The sequence below is a fragment of the Halomonas binhaiensis genome (assembly GCF_008329985.2).
Lineage (GTDB): Bacteria > Pseudomonadota > Gammaproteobacteria > Pseudomonadales > Halomonadaceae > Halomonas > Halomonas binhaiensis.
Genome location: NZ_CP038437.2, coordinates 2,375,533 through 2,393,784, shown reverse-complemented (window position 1 = coordinate 2,393,784; position 18,252 = coordinate 2,375,533). Strand labels below are relative to the sequence as shown.

15 protein-coding genes are annotated in these 18,252 nt (G+C 54.6%); 8 read left to right on the top strand and 7 right to left on the bottom strand.

Annotated elements, in window-relative coordinates; all coding sequences use genetic code 11:
- Nucleotides 1–90: 90 nt before the first annotated feature.
- The 3 genes from map to hutC form a co-directional block, all read right to left on the bottom strand.
- Nucleotides 91–879 (bottom strand): type I methionyl aminopeptidase, encoded by a 789-nt coding sequence (map, locus tag E4T21_RS10570; RefSeq protein WP_149284952.1) that lies wholly within the window; start codon nucleotides 877–879, stop codon nucleotides 91–93.
- A complete protein-coding gene (locus tag E4T21_RS10565) occupies nucleotides 872–1,081 on the bottom strand; it encodes a ParD-like family protein (RefSeq protein WP_149284951.1) in 210 nt (69 codons plus the stop codon). The genes map and E4T21_RS10565 overlap by 8 nt, the downstream gene beginning before the upstream one ends.
- A gap of 278 nt (nucleotides 1,082–1,359) precedes the next feature.
- A complete protein-coding gene (gene hutC / locus E4T21_RS10560) occupies nucleotides 1,360–2,073 on the bottom strand; it encodes a histidine utilization repressor (protein WP_149284950.1) in 714 nt (237 codons plus the stop codon).
- A 70-nt stretch (nucleotides 2,074–2,143) separates the two neighbouring features.
- Here hutC and E4T21_RS10555 point away from each other — a divergent pair, with 70 nt between their 5' ends.
- Complete coding sequence (locus tag E4T21_RS10555; RefSeq protein WP_149284949.1) at nucleotides 2,144–2,758, top strand: DUF938 domain-containing protein; 615 nt, start codon at nucleotides 2,144–2,146, stop codon at nucleotides 2,756–2,758.
- Between the two features lie 49 nt (nucleotides 2,759–2,807).
- Here E4T21_RS10555 and E4T21_RS10550 read toward each other — a convergent pair whose 3' ends face one another.
- Together E4T21_RS10550 and E4T21_RS10545 are read right to left on the bottom strand one after the other, a co-directional pair.
- Nucleotides 2,808–3,017 carry a hypothetical protein gene (locus E4T21_RS10550; protein ID WP_149284948.1) on the bottom strand — a complete coding sequence of 70 codons (210 nt, stop codon included), beginning with the start codon at nucleotides 3,015–3,017 and terminating at the stop codon, nucleotides 2,808–2,810.
- A 337-nt stretch (nucleotides 3,018–3,354) separates the two neighbouring features.
- Nucleotides 3,355–4,965 (bottom strand): OpgD/OpgG family glucan biosynthesis protein, encoded by a 1,611-nt coding sequence (locus E4T21_RS10545; protein ID WP_149284947.1) that lies wholly within the window; start codon nucleotides 4,963–4,965, stop codon nucleotides 3,355–3,357.
- Nucleotides 4,966–5,165: 200 nt separating this feature from the next.
- Between E4T21_RS10545 and E4T21_RS10540 the strand changes: the two genes are divergently transcribed.
- From E4T21_RS10540 to E4T21_RS10510, 7 genes are all read left to right on the top strand, one after another.
- Nucleotides 5,166–6,227: an HlyD family secretion protein gene (locus tag E4T21_RS10540; protein WP_149284946.1), complete on the top strand. Its 1,062-nt coding sequence runs from the start codon at nucleotides 5,166–5,168 to the stop codon at nucleotides 6,225–6,227.
- A gap of 118 nt (nucleotides 6,228–6,345) precedes the next feature.
- On the top strand, nucleotides 6,346–7,095 hold the full coding sequence (locus E4T21_RS10535; RefSeq protein ID WP_338036119.1) for a DUF2955 domain-containing protein: 750 nt from the start codon (nucleotides 6,346–6,348) through the stop codon (nucleotides 7,093–7,095).
- A 798-nt stretch (nucleotides 7,096–7,893) separates the two neighbouring features.
- A complete protein-coding gene (locus tag E4T21_RS10530) occupies nucleotides 7,894–8,703 on the top strand; it encodes a hypothetical protein (protein ID WP_149284945.1) in 810 nt (269 codons plus the stop codon).
- Nucleotides 8,704–9,027: 324 nt separating this feature from the next.
- The gene (locus E4T21_RS10525; protein ID WP_149284944.1) at nucleotides 9,028–9,645 is read left to right on the top strand and encodes a hypothetical protein; all 618 of its coding nucleotides are present in this window, start codon (nucleotides 9,028–9,030) and stop codon (nucleotides 9,643–9,645) included.
- An 829-nt stretch (nucleotides 9,646–10,474) separates the two neighbouring features.
- Nucleotides 10,475–10,696, top strand: a complete 222-nt coding sequence (locus tag E4T21_RS10520) for a hypothetical protein (protein ID WP_149284943.1) — start codon at nucleotides 10,475–10,477, stop codon at nucleotides 10,694–10,696.
- Between the two features lie 381 nt (nucleotides 10,697–11,077).
- Nucleotides 11,078–12,763, top strand: a complete 1,686-nt coding sequence (gene aspT, locus E4T21_RS10515) for an aspartate-alanine antiporter (RefSeq protein ID WP_149284942.1) — start codon at nucleotides 11,078–11,080, stop codon at nucleotides 12,761–12,763.
- 72 nt (nucleotides 12,764–12,835) lie between these two features.
- A complete protein-coding gene (locus tag E4T21_RS10510) occupies nucleotides 12,836–14,428 on the top strand; it encodes a bifunctional aspartate transaminase/aspartate 4-decarboxylase (RefSeq protein WP_149284941.1) in 1,593 nt (530 codons plus the stop codon).
- A gap of 68 nt (nucleotides 14,429–14,496) precedes the next feature.
- Here the strand turns inward: E4T21_RS10510 and E4T21_RS10505 are convergent, their stop codons facing one another.
- Entirely contained in the window at nucleotides 14,497–15,123 is a 627-nt protein-coding gene (locus tag E4T21_RS10505; RefSeq protein ID WP_149284940.1) for a CerR family C-terminal domain-containing protein, read from the bottom strand.
- Between the two features lie 3 nt (nucleotides 15,124–15,126).
- Nucleotides 15,127–18,246 carry an efflux RND transporter permease subunit gene (locus E4T21_RS10500; RefSeq protein ID WP_149284939.1) on the bottom strand — a complete coding sequence of 1,040 codons (3,120 nt, stop codon included), beginning with the start codon at nucleotides 18,244–18,246 and terminating at the stop codon, nucleotides 15,127–15,129.
- Between the last annotated feature and the right edge of the window lie 6 nt (nucleotides 18,247–18,252).

Here is an 18,252-nt window from a genome sequence, read left to right as displayed (position 1 = left end):
AGCCGGCTTTATCTTGAATGAAGCATATGCATGTTGCATGAAACATCTGTGTTTTTCAGAGCATGGTGCGCGGAATAGGGAGCAGTGCTATTAAATCAAGCCTGCATTGGCGTCTTCTTCGTCGCGGAGCGTCAATACCTCGACCCCATCTGCTGTCACGGCGACAGTATGCTCCCATTGAGCAGACAGTTTTTTATCGGCAGTGACGACGGTCCAGCCATCACGTTTTATCTTCACCTTGGCCTTGCCTTGATTGATCATTGGCTCGATGGTGAAGACCATGCCTTCCCTCAGTACAACGCCTTTATGCGGAGTGCCATAGTGCAATACCTGTGGCTCTTCATGCATTTCCCTGCCGATGCCATGCCCGCAGTAATCACGAACGACAGAGTAACCGTTTTTCTCCGAGTGTCGCTGAATGGCGTACCCAATATCTCCCAGCGTGGCCCCAGGCTTTACCATGCGTATGCCGGCCCACATGGCCTCATAGGTCTTGTCGACCAGGCGCCTGGCGAAGGGAGAGACGTCTCCAATCATGTACATCTTGCTGGAGTCAGCGATGAATCCATTCTTTTCCAAGGTGATATCGACATTGACGATGTCGCCAGACTTCAAGCGTACGGTCTCGGATGGGATGCCGTGACACACGACTTGGTTGATCGATGTATTGAGGGAGAATGGAAAACCATACTGACCCTTGCTGGCAGGGCGTGCCTTCAAGGTTTCTGTGATGAAGTGGTCAGCAAGCTGGTCAATCTGCAGCGTCGAACAGCCTTCCTTGATCTGCGTATCGAGATAGGAAAACACAGAGGCAAGCAGGCGGCCCGACTCGCGTAAAAGTGCAAGCTCCTCCGGGGTTTTCAGTACGATCTCACTCACAAGATAGCTTCCCTGTCTTGTCGACCGCTTCGGCCGCCATCTGCTCACGCATGATTTCCGCGAATGTCATGCTTGGATGTGCCTCGGCGAGCATGCCGACCCTGATCCAGTATTCCGCCTGTGCGTTGATCGAGCGGACCATGACCGAGCTGGCCTTGCGAACTTCATCGTGCAGCTCGTTACTGATTTTTACGATACCCATCGTTGTCTCGATATATGAAATATATACGTATCGTATATATTTCATATTTAGTTAGCAAGAGAATGATTTGAAGGGTCGGCGCAGGATACAGAGCAAAATGAGAAAGACTTGGAGAGAGGTGCCCGGATGACCTGGCCTCTTGTTGTCGCTTCAGGAATGAACCTGTAATGCGGCCGCGGAAGCGCCAGGGCAGCCGCTATTTGCCTAATGCATGATTCGTCTAGCGTTTGCTTCGCCTTGCCTGGCGTTTAATCACCTGGAGTTTAATCACCTGGAGTTTAATGAGTATCACGCCATGCGGAACGCAACTTGTAGCGCTCGCCAGGATGCGTCAGCAGGGCATAGCTGATCAGTTGATCGTGAGACCAGGTCCGGCGCGTCATCCTCAGGCAGGGGGCGGATGTCGGGATGGACAGTTCCTGTGCGGTGGCGGTATCGACCAGCACCGCCTCGACGATGTGCTCGATATCAGTGATCGGCCAGGCTTCGATCAAGACCTGATGAGGCGTGATGGTGGTGAAGTCGATATCCAGGTAGCCTGGCACATGACGGGGATTGACGTAGCGTTCTTCGAGTTGAATGGGGGTTTCGTTCTCGAGGTGCACGATCAGAGAGTGGAACACCTTGCTACCGTGACGCATTCCCAGCTGCAGGGCCACGTCTTCGCTGGCATCGATAGCTTCAAGCTGCAGGACTCGGTTAGTGTAGTGATGGCCGCGTCCGCGAACTTCTTCGGCGATATTGTGGACTTCCACCAGGGAGGACTCTGCCTTGCGTTCGGTGACGAAGGTGCCGGCGCCTGGTTGACGCGTCAGATAGCCGCGCTGGACGAGTTCACGGATAGCCTTGTTGGCTGTCATGCGGCTGACATTGAAGTCTTCGGCAAGGCGTTCTTCGGCGGGGATGCGATGACCGGTTGGCCAGTCGCCATGCTGGATCCTGGAGAGAATATATTGCTGAATCTCGAGATAGCGAGGCGGCGTACGAGCCATATAACATCCTGTCGTCGAATCGATTAATCACTTCCCTAGTGTAACCCAGCTCATATCAAAGACATGCACCATGACTCACGAGAATAATGACCACCTTCGTCTTTCCGCTCCCGCGGCCGTACGCAATCGAGAACCTATCCAGCAAGTCCTGGCCCGGGTACTGGGCGATCAGGCGCACATTCTGGAGCTGGCCAGCGGCAGCGGAGAGCACGGAGTGTACATGACCCAGCGGCATCCTGGGTGGCGCTGGCAACCAAGCGACATTTCACCGACTGCACTGGCCTCCATCGACGCCTGGCGAGCCTTTACCGGGAGCGCCAACCTGCTGGCGCCGCTGCGGCGCGACGCACTGGAGAACTGGCCGGATGAACATTTCGATGCTCTGGTGGCGATCAATCTGATCCATATTTCTCCCTGGGAAGTCACCGAGGCGTTGATGGTAAAGGCAGCCAGACATCTCACTCCCGGGGGAGTGTTGTTCCTGTATGGCCCTTACCGCCGCCAAGGCCAGCATACTGCACCAAGCAATGCTACCTTCGATGCCGATCTCAAGGCCCGTGACCCACGTTGGGGAGTGCGTGACCTTGAGGCAGTGATCGCCGAGGCTGAGGCTCGGGGGATGGTGCTGGAGCTGGTTGATCAGTTGCCGGCCAATAATCTGGCAGTGGTGTTTCGGCGGATGTGAGTATCTAGAAGCAGCTCACATCTGTGATGAGGCGTCATTGACGCCAAGGTTATTCGGGCGTTTCTCCGGGGACTCGATAAGTGGGTGCTTCAGACTCGACCTCGTCTTTCGTCATGGTTTCGTCACGTGTGGGCTGGCCCCACACGGTTTCCTTGTGCCCATCATCCCAGGTGTAGGTCGTGCATCCGCTCAGCCCGGCGATGACGATCATGGCAGAGAACATGGTGGTGGCCAAAAGCGCGCGTTGAATCATCGGCATGGGCTTTTCCTTGTCGCAAGCATGCAGAGGCGCTGAAGCCTCAGCTTTTATCAATACGTTCATGAAATACGTGGGTTATCCGACAGACTCCGCCAAAGTGGCACAAAAGCCACCAGCACGAGTACCAACCCGCTCAGGCAAATAGAGAACAATATGTGTAGAGAACAATATATTGTCTGACTGTCGTGATAGCACCAATGCGAACACGGTCCGACACGAAGTTTCTTTCGGACGCGCTATGCACGCCTTGGAGAACATCGGTCGGACCATGTTCCTGCGACGATCATGCCGGAGCGAAGTTGGCATGGTCAATTGGCATGGACGCTATGGCAGCATCTCACTCATTGTGCAGCTCCCGCTGATCGGCGGGCGGAGGTGTCCACTGATACATCCAGGTTTCGGAAAGTGCCTCGCCATTCTCATCGCGCAGATACAGACGCAGATCGATAGGGTCGGTGCTGTCGTCCGGTGGCACGATATCGAACATGGCCCGATAGCCTTGAATCGCTTCCAGCGGCCTGGCTGAAGTGATCTCGACCTTGCCGCGGCTGGCTTCGATCACAGGTTCTACCTGACGTTCAGAGCCTTCCTCGAAGGGGAAAGGGCCGCCACGGAAATCAATGCTGAAGCGCCAACTGAAATATTCACGTGGTTGACCAACGACGCCGCCCAGGCCTGTGCGAGTGGCCACACAGCGCGATAGAGGAGATTGCTGTGGAGGAAGGTCGTACCAGTTCAGGCGGTAGGCGTAGCGAAGTTCCTCGCCCGGTTGCGCGGGCTCGGCGGGGCGCCAATAGGCGACGATATTGTCGAACGTCTCGGTCTCGGTAGGAATCTCGACCAGATCCACGCTACCGGCACCCCATTCCCCACGCGGTTCGATCCACAGGCTGGGGCGGCGTTCATAGAAAATGCCATCGTCCTGGTAGTGATCGAAGTTGCGATCACGCTGGACCATGCCAAAGCCTTTGAGGTTCTGGGCTTGATAGCTGTTGTAACGCAGCATGGGCGGATTGGTCAGTGGACGCCATATCCATTCATCGTCTCCGGTATGCAGGGCCAGGCCGTCGGAGTCGTGAATTTCAGGGCGCCAGTCAAAGTCCTGGCGGCGGTCGTTTTCCCCGACCTGATACATGCTGGTGATGGGGGCGATACCCAGTCGTTCGATGGCCTTGCGCGGATACAGCGTGGCGTCAACGTCCATCATTACGCCTTCCATATCCTTGGTGAGGATGAAGCGATAGGCCCCCGTCGTGCTTGGTGATTCAAGCAGGGCATGGATGATGACTTCTTCCTTGCCGTCGGGTTGCTCCAGCCAGAAACGAGAGAAGGTGGGGAATTCCTCGCCTGAAGGTTCCGCTGTATCGATGGCCAGTCCTCGAGCAGACAGACCGTATTGCATGGTCTGGCTGACGGCCCGGAAATAGCTGGCGCCAATGAAGGAAGCAAAGTCACGCTGCCAGTCGTCCTTGTGATGAAGACGGAAGCCTGTGAACCCAAGGCGTTCTGAAAGTACCTCGGCATCTACACCAGAGTCGCCAAGGTCGAACATGGCGGGGTCGTAGGCGATTTCCTGGGCAACACCATCGTGGACCTGGTAAATCCTGACCGGAGTAGTGAACTTCTCTCCCAGATGGAACATCTGCACATGGAACGGGGCGTTACTATCGCTCCATAGCGCGTGGTCCGGGCGAAAACTGATTTCCAGGTATTCCTCCCAGCTGAGGTCCTTGAGCTGAGGAGGCAACTGGCCTTCACGACTATGGTGTGGCTGTCCGGAAAGGTGACGAGCGAGTCCCTTGAGCCACGCATAATCGAACTTTTCCGGTTTTCCTGTCGTGGCGACGTGAGTGTCAGTGGCAGCAAGAAGAGGTGAGAGCGGCAGCATGGTTCCGCTCACGGCGGCAGTAGCGCTGAGGGCGGCCTTCATAAAGTCGCGTCGGTGCATTGCCAACATCCTTGGTTTGGTTAAGGCTTTGAACGTCCTGTGGTGCGACTACGAAGATGGATAGAGGTTCCATTAAATCGAGATCATTTATTGTTAGCATGCTAAATGAATGGTAAGCTAGCGCGCTTTTCATGCAATACATCATGTAATGAATGAACCGCGAGACAGGAATGTCCGGTTCTCGGCAAGGATCCTTGTGTATGACTCCCGACCAGCGTTTCACGCTACTGGTGCGTGTAGCTATTGGCATTTTTTGTGCGTTGTTCGCCTACTTCGTGGTAGCCGATACTTATATGCCGATGACTCCTGAAGCACGAGTGATGCGCCCAGTGATCAGAGTGGCCCCGGAAGTCAGCGGACCGATACAGGAAGTGGCCGTCAGCAATAATGAACATATTGAAGCAGGAGACTTACTGTTTCGTATCGACCCAGAACCCTTTCGTCTGGCACTGGAGCAGGCCCAGCTGGACCTGGAAAATGCCCGCCAGGAGAATGATCAGCTAGCTGCGAGTCTGGCATCTGCCCGGGCTGAGCTCGAATCGTCCCAGGCACGTGCGACGGAACAACGCGCGCAGCGCAACCGTGCTGAACGCCTGATCACCCAGGGCAGTATTTCCCGTCAGCAACTGGACTCGCTGGTGGCCAGCGATCTGGAAGCCCAGGCCAATCTCAAGGCGGCTCGAGCCAATATTCACCGTATCGAGATTGAACTAGGCGCCGAAGGCGATGCCAACCTGCGCTTGCGCCAGGCAGCCAATGCAGTGGCCAGGGCAAAGCTGGATCTGGTCCATACCGAAGTTAAAGCAGAGCATTCCGGTACCCTCGGCAACCTCCAACTGGAAGTGGGCTCCTTCGTCACAAGAGGTCAGCCAGTATTGGCGCTGGTGACTGACAGCCTCGATCTTGTGGCGGATTTCCGTGAAAAGAGTCTGCGCAAGGTCAAGGCGGGAGACGAGGCTCAGGTTATCTTCGATGGACTGCCGGGGCGGATATACAAGGCCCATGTGGTGGCGAGAGATGCCGGTGTCTACGATGGCCAGTTGGCTGCCGATGGCACTTTGGCGGATATCCCTACCACGGATCGCTGGGTGCGTGATGCACAGCGTGTCCGTATACATCTGGAGCTGAACGATGCATCTGACATCTTGCCCCCCAGTGGTGCCAGAGCAACCGTGCAGCTGTTACCGGGGGACCACCCCTTGGCGCACCCGTTCGGCAGGTTCCAGGCACGGCTGATGTCCTGGTTGCACTATGTCTATTAAAAGCATGTCTATTAAAAGCACGTCTATTAAAAGCATGTCTCTAAAAAGCAGGTTTATTAAGAGCAGGTCTGCCAAGGGTGGATCTGCCAATAAGGGCAATGGTGCCAATGCTACGCCGGTGAAGACGCGCGCTCATCACCTGGCACCGAATGACCTGCGCCAGTGCTTGAGGATCACTTTCGGAGGGGTATTGGGATATCTGGTCAGCCAGTTGATGGGCTGGAACTATGGTGTCTTTTATACCGTTTTCCCGATGTTCCTGCTCGGCATGATTCCGATACTGAACCTGAGTGTCGTGCGCCAGTTTCTGACCAATGCCTGCCTCAATGTGATAGAGGTATCTCTGGTGGTCGGGCTGATGCAGCATATGCCCATTGTGATGACCGCTGTGGTATTTGCCATCTTCACCTTTCGCTTTTCGCTGATGGCGAAGGGGCCGTTGTTTCTGTTTGGCGCCAATGGGGTCCTGACGCTCAGCATCATGTTCCATTTCGCCAGTTATCCCGATCTGGATATGTTTGACCTGCTGACCAACAACACCTTGGCCAGTTTTCTCGCTGTTGCGATTGCCTTTGTCATGCACGCCGTGTTTCCGGATGTCGCTCCGCGTACACCGCCTCAACCGGCAATCAAGTCCAAGGCATTGATTCGTCATCAGGCCTTGATTGGCTCGGTCACCGCGACCGTTTCTTTCGTGGTCTTCCAGTCCCTTGACCTGCGCGACTCACTATCGGCCCAGATGGCGACCATTCTTATCCTGTTTGCCCTGGGCTATACCGGAGCCAGGACATCGGCACGTAAGCGCGCTATCGGTACCCTGCGCGCTATCGGTACCCTGCTGGGATGTAATTTCGCTTCGGCGGCATGACGACGATGATGGCCAGCAGTTGCTGCACTTTATCGGTTTAGTTCCATGAGTATTGCGCTGCTTTCCACCCTGGTGGTGATGGCAGTGGTGCACCATATGCTCAATTGGTTTCCTGCGGTGTCCAGCGATGGGTGAGATGGTCGAGCAGAGCTAAGATGGTCGAGCAGAGCTAAGCTGAACCGCCATTAATAAATCGAGTCCTTGCATATGGAGGTCATTGGGCGCCCTGGCTCTTATGGCCTCTCTCTTCGATTCTCCGACAACGGATAATATCTACTACCTGCAAAATGCCTCAATATGTCTGGTCGACATAAAAAGAGGGGGTTGCATCTAATCTTGCTAAGTATCTCATCACCCCCTGGTGAGGTATCTGGGTAGTCTCGGTACGACGAGAAACAACGTCATTGTCGTGTCGGCTGTTTCAGGACCACAGGTTTGAGTAAAGTGGCGGAAAAAGTAAGCCCGACAGCGAGTTCCGACATTTCTGCTGCCAGCAAAATCTACTACCTATAAAGGGATATGAGGCACCGTCAACTATGTCGCAAAACAGACAAACTATACGGGCCTCCTCCATATTGCCAATACCAGACAATGTCATAGGAAATAGCTGATTTTGGCGATAGCGCGTCAGCACATACCTAAGGGCTTTGTGCGTGCTATACCTTGGTTAGGCGATGGATTGACCGTCGATATTCCCGGACGGTTGGGCGAGCCAGAGCCCAGCGGGCTGGAACGGCCATACTGTACTGGAACCGTCATCCATGAGTGATTGCTACCTGTAGACAAGGATTCGAGACAATGATCATCAGAGATCGTGCAACAAGTCGCCTCTGCCGCACTCTTCTCCATCGGGCCCTGCTGGGAGGGACATTGCTTTGCAGCTCATCTGTCATTGCCCAGCAAAGCACCGGAGTAGCATCAACAGCAGAGGAGCCCAGGACCACTGCCAGCATCTATCTATGGATCACTAATGTAACATGGGGATTCAACAACGGCAGCGAAGTAGACGTTGATAGCGAAACTGTCCTTGAGAACTTCGACTACGCTTTCGAGGCCAATCTAGAACATCGTCGTGACGAATGGCTGTATGGCCTTGACGTGGTCTATGCCGATATCGGTGGTAATGACACACCCGATATTCCGCTTCCTGGTAGCGGTACCCGTGTCTCCTCTGATGTGGACTTCAATAGTTTCACGACCATTGCAACCGGATATGTCGGGTATCGTTTGATCAACAGTCCTCATTTGCAGTTGTATGGTACTGGAGGGTTTCGTTATTCCAGCTTCGAGGGCACGTTGAAATTCGATGTAGATGACGCGGGCCTTTCCTATCGCAATGAATTAAATGAGAAGCAGACCGATGTGGTGGTTGGCCTGCGTGGTGAACATAACATTGATCAGAATTGGTCAATTCCCTTCAACTTCGATATCGGTGGAGGTGGCTCTGATCTGACCTGGCAGGCTTATGGTGCCATTGCCTATCGCTTCGGTCAGCATACCGTCAGCGGAGGCTATCGCTACATGAACTGGAAGCTCGACAGCGATAGTGATGAACTGGATGAAGCCAGCTATTACGGTCCAATGCTCGCCTATTCGTTCCATTTTTGACGAGTACCTTGACGCCCTGCAGGAACAATACTCATGCACCAGCACTGGAGGTGTTCATGCAACAAGCGTCAACTACCATGACCCAATGGTATTGCCGGCAAGACCACGGTTCTCGGTGTTTTGCCGGTGTCTCTTGTTTCTATGCTGCTGTGCGGGAAGGCCATCAACTGGGGGAAGGAGCAACTGACGAGGCATGTTGCCCCATATGCGGTCAATAGCCGCACTGTCCTCATTGGATGTTGATCCAGATCAATATCCGCAGGAATATAGTCCCCATAAAAACTGTTATCGCCGAGTGGGGCAACATTCAAGGGGGATGTTGGCATGCAAGATATTCTGATAATGCTACTGATTTACGTAGGCGTATGTATATCGCTTTATCAGTTCTATGATGTTTACTGTCGCCAGAATATGTCGGATGAAGAGAAGCGAACCGACTATGAAAAGCAAGAGTTCAAGGAACTATCCTTGAAAGCAAGGCAGTATGCAGATACAGGTGCTGAAGCTGGTTTCCTGTCAGCAGCGAAAAGAATCTTCGGCAGTAACCTTGATTATCGTATCGTGCTTGCAGCATTGTCTCGCGACCCTCAGACCGTCAGTGTGGAAACCCTGATTCGAAGAAAGCGCCATATTGTCACAAATGGTGAAGTGAAGATCCGTCATGTGTTCTCATGGGTGACGAAACCTCCTGTCAAGGATACTCGTGGTTTGATGCTCGCACTGGTGGTCGCGTTCAGCATCCTCGTATTATTTCTGGGGGGCTGGAGCGTTTATACCATCGGTTATGAAGTTTCTGTTCCGTCCCTTACATGGCTGAACAACAATGCTTTGATCATGTCATTGATTTATATGCTTATCTTGATGACGTACGTTATTTCACGTCTCGACGGCTATTTGCATGATATTTATCGCATTGGTCAGCTGAGAATGCGTCCGGCATGATTTTCTGTAAATAAATCCCGATTTACGTTGACGGCCGTTCGGAGGAATCTTCGAATGGCTGTTTTTTTGGCTCTTGACCTGAGCACCATGACGGATTCTGGAGTTGCGCCTCCTTGTTTGGCTGAAGCGCTATGACCTGCCGGTCTGGATGACTAAATGTTTGTGTGAGCATACTGACAACAGTGAGGTTGCGTAGACCATACGTTGACCAGAGAATTAATGAACATTGTTTGCGAACGGTGTTCTTGTACTACTCTGAAGATAAGGCGGTACCTGTTGGCAGCAGGATGTAGCAGTAGGGATAAGAGCAAGGTGTCAGGAGTAAGATGCTGGCAGAAGAGAGGGCTGTATGATGAGGGGGCCGCCCTGGCTGTGAGCTGGAACTTATTGAGTCAGAAACCATGGTGACAAGAAACATAGTAAGCCAAAAACTCAGTGAACCAGGAACTCAGTCATAAGCAAACGAGAGCTACTTACCCATGAACCCACAGGTGTGGTTTCGGAGGGATGCAGGATGAGCCAGATATTGCTAGTGACTTGCGAATCTTCTGAGCGGCGACATTATCCCAAAGCTTGTGTCGTCAAACGCACTGGGAGTGCCTGGCGTCTACCCAGGGTGGTTCTGATTCAAGATGATCTGACCCACGATGAGGTAGATATAGACAGCCTTTCTCATGCGCTTGAAGTGCAGGAAGCCGTTGAGACAGTCCATCCTCCGCGTAGTCGTGGCAGAGATTCTCGGTGGCATGGATTGAAAGCGCTGTTCTTGCAGATCTGGAAAGCATCCTGAGACGATATTCCCAGGGCCACGCGAGGAGGGCTTGCCGCCATGACCACTATCAAGCTAGATCGGTCAGTACACCATTGGCAGCATGTCCATGCAGATTGGTGGCAGGACGATCAAGGTAACGATATTCATCGAATCGAAACCGACGATGGCGCGGTGCTTTACCACTGCCACATCGCGGGATCATCGCTACCATGGAATGCCATAGCGACCAGCCTGGATGAGGCTATTGCCATATTCGACGAAGCAGAGTCGATAAGCTAGCTGAAACGACTTCAGCATATGACCAGGTAACAGGGGAACGTTCCAGAGTAACCTTTTATGAGGTTGCCCATGATCTGGATAAATTCTGGAAAGTGTTCTACAACAGATCTTGTTGATATGAAACCGCCACTTGGACAGCACGTCAGGTGGCGGTTTTCTATTTGTCATCTTCAAGTTGTGATCTTCAACTTTTTGTTCTTTCAGCAGAAAGTGTTATCCGGTCAAGAAATGTCCATTGTTCTGACAAGACAGAACGGTCTTTCAAGACAGTTGCTGCATTTTCCAAAACAAACTTGTGCATGATTATGCATAAAAATTCAGGTCAGCTAATGTTTACTCGTCGGGTTGTTTTCGCAAGGTCGAAAAATGGACGAGGATGTCATGGATTTTATTCAGGGAATATTGAACCAATCACCCGAAATTGCACTATTTCTTTCTCTGGCAGTGGGTTACTGGATAGGAAAGTTTCGTTTTGGCTCCTTTCAGTTGGGTGGTGTCGCGGGCTCGTTGCTAGTCGCGGTGTTGATCAGCCAGTTGGGCGTACAGATTGATTCCGGCATCAAGGCTGTCCTGTTTGCACTGTTCATCTATGCCGTAGGTTTCGAGAGCGGTCCGCAGTTCTTTCGCTCACTTGGGCGTCAGTCCATTCGAGAGATTCTCATGGCCGCGGTCATGGCGGTCAGCGCATTGTTGACGGTGGTTGTCATTGCCCGTGTGTTCGATCTCGACAAGGGGCTGGCGGCTGGGCTTGCCGCAGGCGGGCTAACCCAGTCTGCGATCATCGGCACCGCGGGTTCTGCAATAGAAAAACTTGGTCTGGCCGCAGATGAAGTGCAGCGCCTGCAGGGCAATGTCGCCATTGGCTATGCCGTGACCTACATCTTTGGCTCCTTCGGGGCGATCATTCTCTGTGTCAATGTTCTGCCGTGGCTTACGCGGCGTGGTATTCGCGAAGATGCACAAAAAGCTGAGGCTGAGCAGTTGGCTGGATTGCATGTCTATGGCGTTGGTGAGCAACCTGCCACTCCGGAGCTGATAGGGCGCATCTACCAGGTCAGCCAAGGTGGGCGTAGTGTCGAGGCGATCGAATCAAGTGCATCCGGCGCAGTGGTGACGGTAGAGCGCATTCGACGCGATGGTGCCATCGTTGGTGTCGAGCCCAGCGTCGAGCTGGTGGAGGGTGATGTCGTATTGTTGGTGGGGCGACGAGCGGGCGTAGTGGGAATAGGGGAGGACCTGGGCAGAGAATTGCAGAATGCCGAGGATATGGATGTCGTCATGGTCAGCCAGGACATTGCGATAACTAATCCTGAATTCCTCAAGCGTCCAGCAGGCGAGATTCTGGCCAAGACGGCAGCATCGTTACGTCACGGTGTCTATATCGTGAGTCTGCGACGTGCCGGAGCACCTCTGGCCCTGAGCTCCGATACGGTCATTCAGCCAGGCGATGTGGTCACCCTCTATGGCACGCCCAAGGATGTGCAGCGAGTGGCCACGACAGCGGGTCCCATCCTGGTGCCCAGTGACAAGACAGACTTCGTGTTCCATGGCCTGGGCCTTGCCGTGGGGTTGCTGATTGGTCTTTTGGTTGTACGTGCCGGCTCCATTCCCCTGACGCTGGGAAGTGGTGGTGGTGCTCTGCTGGCAGGACTGTTGTTCGGTTGGTATCGCAGTCGTAAACAGACCCTGGGCAACATGCCAACGGGTGCCTCAACGCTATTGCGCGACCTTGGTCTTGCGGGATTTGTCGTGGTGATTGGCCTGCAGACTGGCCAGCAGGCTGTCACGACCATCATGGATCAAGGCATCTCATTGTTCTTCTTTGGTGTTGTCGTGACGGTATTGCCCCTCGTGATCACCATGCTGTTTGGCTGGTATGTGCTGCGCTATGACAACACCGCCATATTTGCCGGCGCGTTATCCGGCTCACGTAGTGCCAATCCTGCCTTTGGTGAAGTGCTGGACAAAGCCGGCAATTCCGTACCTACCGCTCCCTTTGCGATTACCTATGCATTGGCAAATGTATTTCTCACGTTGTTAGGCCCACTTGTGGTGGCTTTCACCTGATCGTCAAGTTTCCACTGAATCATCAAGCTTGATGGTCGTTGAGCTTGGTGATCATTAAACAGGGAGGTAAACATGGCTACTGATTACAGTCGTTTTGCAAAGTTGAGTCCCTTTGAGCTGAAGGATGAGCTGATCAAGCTTGCCTCTGGCAAGGCTAACCGCACGATGCTCAACGCAGGGCGTGGCAATCCCAATTTTCTGGCGACCTTACCGCGTCGCGCCTTTTTCCGTCTGGGGTTGTTCGCTACAGCCGAAGCTGAGCTTTCGTATTCATATATGAGTGCGGGAGTGGGTGGGCTTGCCAAGGTCGAGGGAATAGAAGGGCGTTTTGAACGCTTCGTGGCGGAGCACCGCGATCAGGAAGGTGTGGCGTTTCTCGGACGGGCACTGAGCTATGTGCGTGACCAGATGGGATTGTCGGCCGCCGACTTCCTGCACGAGATGGTCGAAGGCATTCTGGGAAGCAATTACCCCGTGCCACCACGCATGTTGAAAGCCAGTGAAGCTATCGTGCGTCACTACATCATCAAGGAAATGGTGGGAGGCAGTGTTTCCACCGAGACGACGGACCTCTTCGCTGTTGAAGGTGGCACGGCTGCCATGGCCTATATCTTCAATACGTTGAAGCAGAACGGCCAGGTTCAGCGTGGTGACAAGGTGGCGATCGGCATGCCCGTATTCACGCCTTACATCGAGATCCCGCAACTGGAGGAATATGGACTTGAAGAGGTCGTCATCCATGCCGACCCTGCCCAGGGTTGGCAATACCCAGATGCGGAACTCGACAAGCTCAAGGATCCGGAGATCAAGATCTTCTTCTGCGTCAATCCCAGCAACCCGCCGTCAGTCAAGATGGACGACCGCAGCCTCGAGCGGATCGCATCGATCATTGCCAATGATCGTTCAGACTTGATGGTGCTGACTGATGACGTCTATGGGACCTTCGCCGATGATTTCCGTTCGCTGTTCTCGGTGTGTCCACGAAACACCATTCTGGTCTACTCATTCTCCAAGTATTTTGGTGCCACTGGCTGGCGACTTGGCGTCATCGCCACTCATCATGACAATGCCATCGATGCCGCGCTGGAGCGTTTGCCAGAGGCCACCAAGCAGTCACTCGATGAGCGCTATGGTTCATTGCTTCCGGATGTCCGTGAGCTGAAATTCATCGATCGTCTGGTGGCGGATAGCCGAGCTGTCGCACTGAACCATACAGCGGGCCTGTCGACGCCGCAGCAAGTGCAGATGGTACTGTTTTCACTCTTCGCCCTGATGGATGAGAAGGACAGCTACAAGCAGACGCTCAAGCAGCTTATTCGACAACGCGAAGCGGCACTCTATCGTGAACTGGGCCTGGACCCCTTGCATGACGACAATGCCGTTGACTACTACACATTGCTGGACCTCGGCGCCATATCTCAGCGCCTGTATGGGGATGCTTTCGCTGCCTGGATCGAGGAGCGAGCATCTGCCGGTGACATGCTGTTCAGGATTGCCGATGAAACTGGCGTCGTATTGCTGCCAGGCAAGGGCTTTGGGACGGAAACGCTCTCCGGGCGTGCCTCGCTTGCCAATCTCAATGAATACGAATATGCCGCCATCGGACGTGCGCTGCGCAGCATGGCGGATGAGTTCTTTGAAGAGTTCAAGCGTTCGCAGTCTTGAATACTGTTGCCAACTGGACACCGCCTTCGGGCGGTGCCTGGGTAAGCGCGGTGCTGGCAGTCCGGCGGTCAGGCCGGCAAATCATACAGCCGCAGATGCGAGGCAACGGCATCTTCAATCATCTTCAGAGTACCGGTATCAAGGGCCTCAAGCCCAAGACGCCTGAGCAAAGGCTCGCGGCCGATCAGGAAGAACACCATCTGGCCAATCAACGTGTGAACCTCGATGGTGACGAGCGGGTCATCAGCCTTGCGTTCTGTGAGTGTGGCAATCAGTGAGGACAGGATCGCCTGAACAACACCAAACCCCTGTTGCTGCAGAATATCGAAGGCTTCACTGGGGTGGACCTGTTCGCGCATGACCATCAACAGCCATTGGCGACACTCCACGTCCGAGGCGAAGGTATAGGCCATGCGGCGTACAATGGTTTCGAGAATCTTGCGCGCTTCCTCGCGATCGGTGGGGAGTGCAGGAGGCTGGGAGAGACCCAGGCGTTCGCGTATGGCGCCAGCAATATAATGGGCAGCGGCCAGATAGAGACCATTCTTGTTCTCGAAGTGATAGGCGATGGAGCCAATGTTGGCCTGGGCCTCATCGGCGAGCATGCGCGTGGTCGTCGCCTTGTAGCCATGCTCACCGAACAGGCGAATGCCAGCCTGGATCAGGCGTGTGCGAGAGTTGTCCTCGGTGCTCATGACTCACTCAGTCTCCGTGGTGTAGGCAGACCGCCGGGTATCGATGGAAAAGAACCAGGTATACAGCACGGGCACTACGCCAAGGCTCATGATGGTGCCAGCACCCAGGCCGAAGGCCATGGCGGCGGCCATGCCATAGAACAATGGGTCGTGGCCGATGATCAACGGAAGAAAGCCCAATATGGTGGTGATGGCGGACATCAGGATAGGGCGCAGGCGTCGTGCCGAAGCTTTGATCACCGCTTCATGTGCCGGAGTGCCCGGTGCTGCCAGGCGCCGCTCGATATCGATGCGATCGATCAGCACGATAGCATTGTTGATGATGATACCGGCCAGGCTATACAACCCCAGCAGCACCATGAAGCCGAAGTTGGCACGCGTGGCCAGCAGGCCCAGGGCGACACCGACGATCACGAGGGGAATGGTGGCCACGATCAGCAGGGGGCGCTTGAACGAATTGAACTGAGCCACCAGCAGAATGAAGATCACCCCAAGACATAACGGCAGATTGGCCTGCAGCGCAGCCTGGCCTTCTGCTGACTCCTTGACCACACCATCGAACTCGATCCAGTGCCCTGAAGGAAGGCTGGCCTCCAGCTTGCGCAATGCCGGAGTAACCCGTGGCACCATGTCTTCGGCGGTCAGAAACTGGTTACGCCCCTCGATGGTGATGCTGCGTACCAGATCCTCTCGATCGATTCGGTAATAGCCATTGTCGAGGTGTACTTCGGCGACCTGACTCAGTGGCACGCCATCACCTGGTGGATCCAGCGGGTAGATGGTCAGCGACTTGAGCTGCGTGAGGCTAGTGCGCTGCTCTTCGGCATAACGCATCATCACGGGAATGATGTCATCGCCCTCGCGGTAGTGGCTGAGATGGTAGCCATCGATCGCTCCCTGCAAGGATTGAGCGATATCTTCCGAGGTGATGCCGGCATTGCGTGCCCAGGCCTGATTGACCTCGATATTCAGGGCCGGGATACGTGCTTCCCAACTGTTGCGGATGTCCCGGCTGCCTTCCACGTCAGCAAGAATGGTCTCGACCTTCTGAGCAGATTCAAACAGTACCTCGCGGTCTGGCCCCTTGACCTGGACTTGCAGCAAGGTGCTGTCCGAAGGGCCCAGAAACATGCGAGTGACCTGTGCAGAAGTATCGGGTTGTCGGACGGCGAAATAGTGACGAGCAGCTTGAATCACTGCATCGACCCGCTCAGGGTCGGCCACGTTAAGGACCATGAAGCCTTTGTTGGGAGCTGGATCGATGGGGGACAGCGACAGTACGAAACGTGGCCCGCCAAAGCCTGAATAGGCGGCAATACTGGTAATGTCATCCTGTAGGGCTGGCGCCTTGAGCAGTTCCTTGCTCAATAGGCTCATGCGTCGATCGGTGGCATTTTCGGCGCTATCCGAAGGGAAGTCGATCGTCACGAGAACCTGATTGCGATCCGAGTCAGGGAAGAACTTCTGCGGCACGAGCTGCATCATGGCAATGCCTGCAACCAAGGCCAGGGCAGTGATGATGAGGAACCATAGTCGGTGGTGCAACAGATGACCGAGCAGGCTGGCGTAGCGCACCGACATCCAGCGGAACAAGCGATCAGAAAGGTTGTTGATGGTGATCTGCTGTGCTGCTGGCTCGTCTGATGCCGAGGGAGCCTTGAGAAAACGATGGCATAGCGCAGGAGTCACCGTCAGTGACAGGAGCCAGGAGCTCAGCAGGGTAATGGCGATGACGATCGAGATCGAGCGGGTATATTCCCCGGCCACATGTTCCGCCAACATCAATGGCAGAAACACCAGAATGGTGGTCAAGGTCGAGGACAGCAACGGCACGGCCAGCTCGCCGCCGGACTCCTTGAGCGCCTGATCGCGGTGCACGCCGGCTTCCAGGCGGGTCTTGAAGTCCTCGGCGATGACAATGGCGTTGTCCACCAGCAGGCCCAGGGCAATGACCAGAGTGGCCAGGCTTGCACGCTGCAGGGTCATCTCGCTCAAGCCCATGATGGCCAGGGTGACCAGCATGACGGCAGGGATGATAGAACCGACGATCAGACCAGTGCGTACTCCCAGGAACAGGATGACGACGGCCAATACGACAATCAGCGTTTGAATGACGCTCGAAGTAACGCCGTAGATGGCATTGGCCACCTGTTCGGGCTGGAACGTCATGATGTCGAGCTGGTAGCCCGCTGGCAGGTTGGCGCGAAGTTGCTCCAGGCGATCTGCGACTGCGCTTCCATAATCGAGAGCGCTTTCTCCTTCGAGCATGGAGATGGCGATGACAATGGAGGGTTTGCCATTGAAGTAGGCGGTGCGGCTGGCGGGATCCTGATAGCCGCGATGGATTTCTCCCAGATCGCGCAAGCGCAGGGTTTCGCCACTGGATAGGCGGATCTCGGCATTGGCGAGTTCGTCGAGGTTATTGAATTCGCCACTGACTTCCAGCGCCAGGCGTTGCTCTCCTGCGTCCAGCACCCCACCGGGAGGGTAGATGTTGCGTTTCTGGAGTTGGGTCGCAAGATCGGTGGGGGATAGTCCGAGCCTGGCCATTTGCGCTTCGGCGATATTGATGAATATGCGTTGTTCTTGAATGCCTAGCAGCTCGACCTTCTTGGTGCCGGGAATGCCGTAAAGCGCACTACGAATATGTTCGGCAATCTGCTTTTGTTCGCTTTGTGGAAAGTCGTTGGCGCTCAGTGCCGCGGTGACCACCGCGACATCGCCAAAATCATCGTTGATGACTGGCGAACGAGTGCCTTCGGGTAGCTTGGCCTGGGCCTCCTCGACCTTCTTGCGCAGTTCATCCCAGATTTGATCGAGATCGAAGTAACGGTCCTGAATCTCTACATGCAGAATCGAACGGCCACGCATGGACGTGGACTTGATGCGTTCGACTTCGCCGATGGTACGAATGCTTTCTTCCAGGGGCTTGGTGATGTTCTCTTCCACCTGCTCTGCCGGTAAGCCTGGAAATTCAGTTGTCACCAGTGCTTCACGGATGGTGATGGCAGGATCTTCGCTGGTTGGCATGGTGAAGTAACTGATCACGCCATAGAGCATGGCGACGATAGTGGCCAGATAGACAACGGGGCGACGCTGATAGGCGAGTTGGCTCAGGTTCATGGTGGC

Bases quoted from the DNA above. Each gene is read 5' to 3' on its own strand.
- E4T21_RS10565 (WP_149284951.1), bottom strand. From the start codon at position 1,081: ATGGGTATCGTAAAAATCAGTAACGAGCTGCACGATGAAGTTCGCAAG.
- hutC (WP_149284950.1), bottom strand. From the start codon at position 2,073: ATGGCTCGTACGCCGCCTCGCTATCTCGAGATTCAGCAATATATTCTC.
- E4T21_RS10555 (WP_149284949.1), top strand. From the start codon at position 2,144: ATGACTCACGAGAATAATGACCACCTTCGTCTTTCCGCTCCCGCGGCC.
- E4T21_RS10550 (WP_149284948.1), bottom strand. From the start codon at position 3,017: ATGCCGATGATTCAACGCGCGCTTTTGGCCACCACCATGTTCTCTGCC.
- E4T21_RS10545 (WP_149284947.1), bottom strand. From the start codon at position 4,965: ATGCACCGACGCGACTTTATGAAGGCCGCCCTCAGCGCTACTGCCGCC.
- E4T21_RS10540 (WP_149284946.1), top strand. From the start codon at position 5,166: ATGACTCCCGACCAGCGTTTCACGCTACTGGTGCGTGTAGCTATTGGC.
- E4T21_RS10530 (WP_149284945.1), top strand. From the start codon at position 7,894: ATGATCATCAGAGATCGTGCAACAAGTCGCCTCTGCCGCACTCTTCTC.
- E4T21_RS10525 (WP_149284944.1), top strand. From the start codon at position 9,028: ATGCAAGATATTCTGATAATGCTACTGATTTACGTAGGCGTATGTATA.
- E4T21_RS10520 (WP_149284943.1), top strand. From the start codon at position 10,475: ATGACCACTATCAAGCTAGATCGGTCAGTACACCATTGGCAGCATGTC.
- aspT (WP_149284942.1), top strand. From the start codon at position 11,078: ATGGATTTTATTCAGGGAATATTGAACCAATCACCCGAAATTGCACTA.
- E4T21_RS10510 (WP_149284941.1), top strand. From the start codon at position 12,836: ATGGCTACTGATTACAGTCGTTTTGCAAAGTTGAGTCCCTTTGAGCTG.
- E4T21_RS10505 (WP_149284940.1), bottom strand. From the start codon at position 15,123: ATGAGCACCGAGGACAACTCTCGCACACGCCTGATCCAGGCTGGCATT.
- E4T21_RS10500 (WP_149284939.1), bottom strand. From the start codon at position 18,246: ATGAACCTGAGCCAACTCGCCTATCAGCGTCGCCCCGTTGTCTATCTG.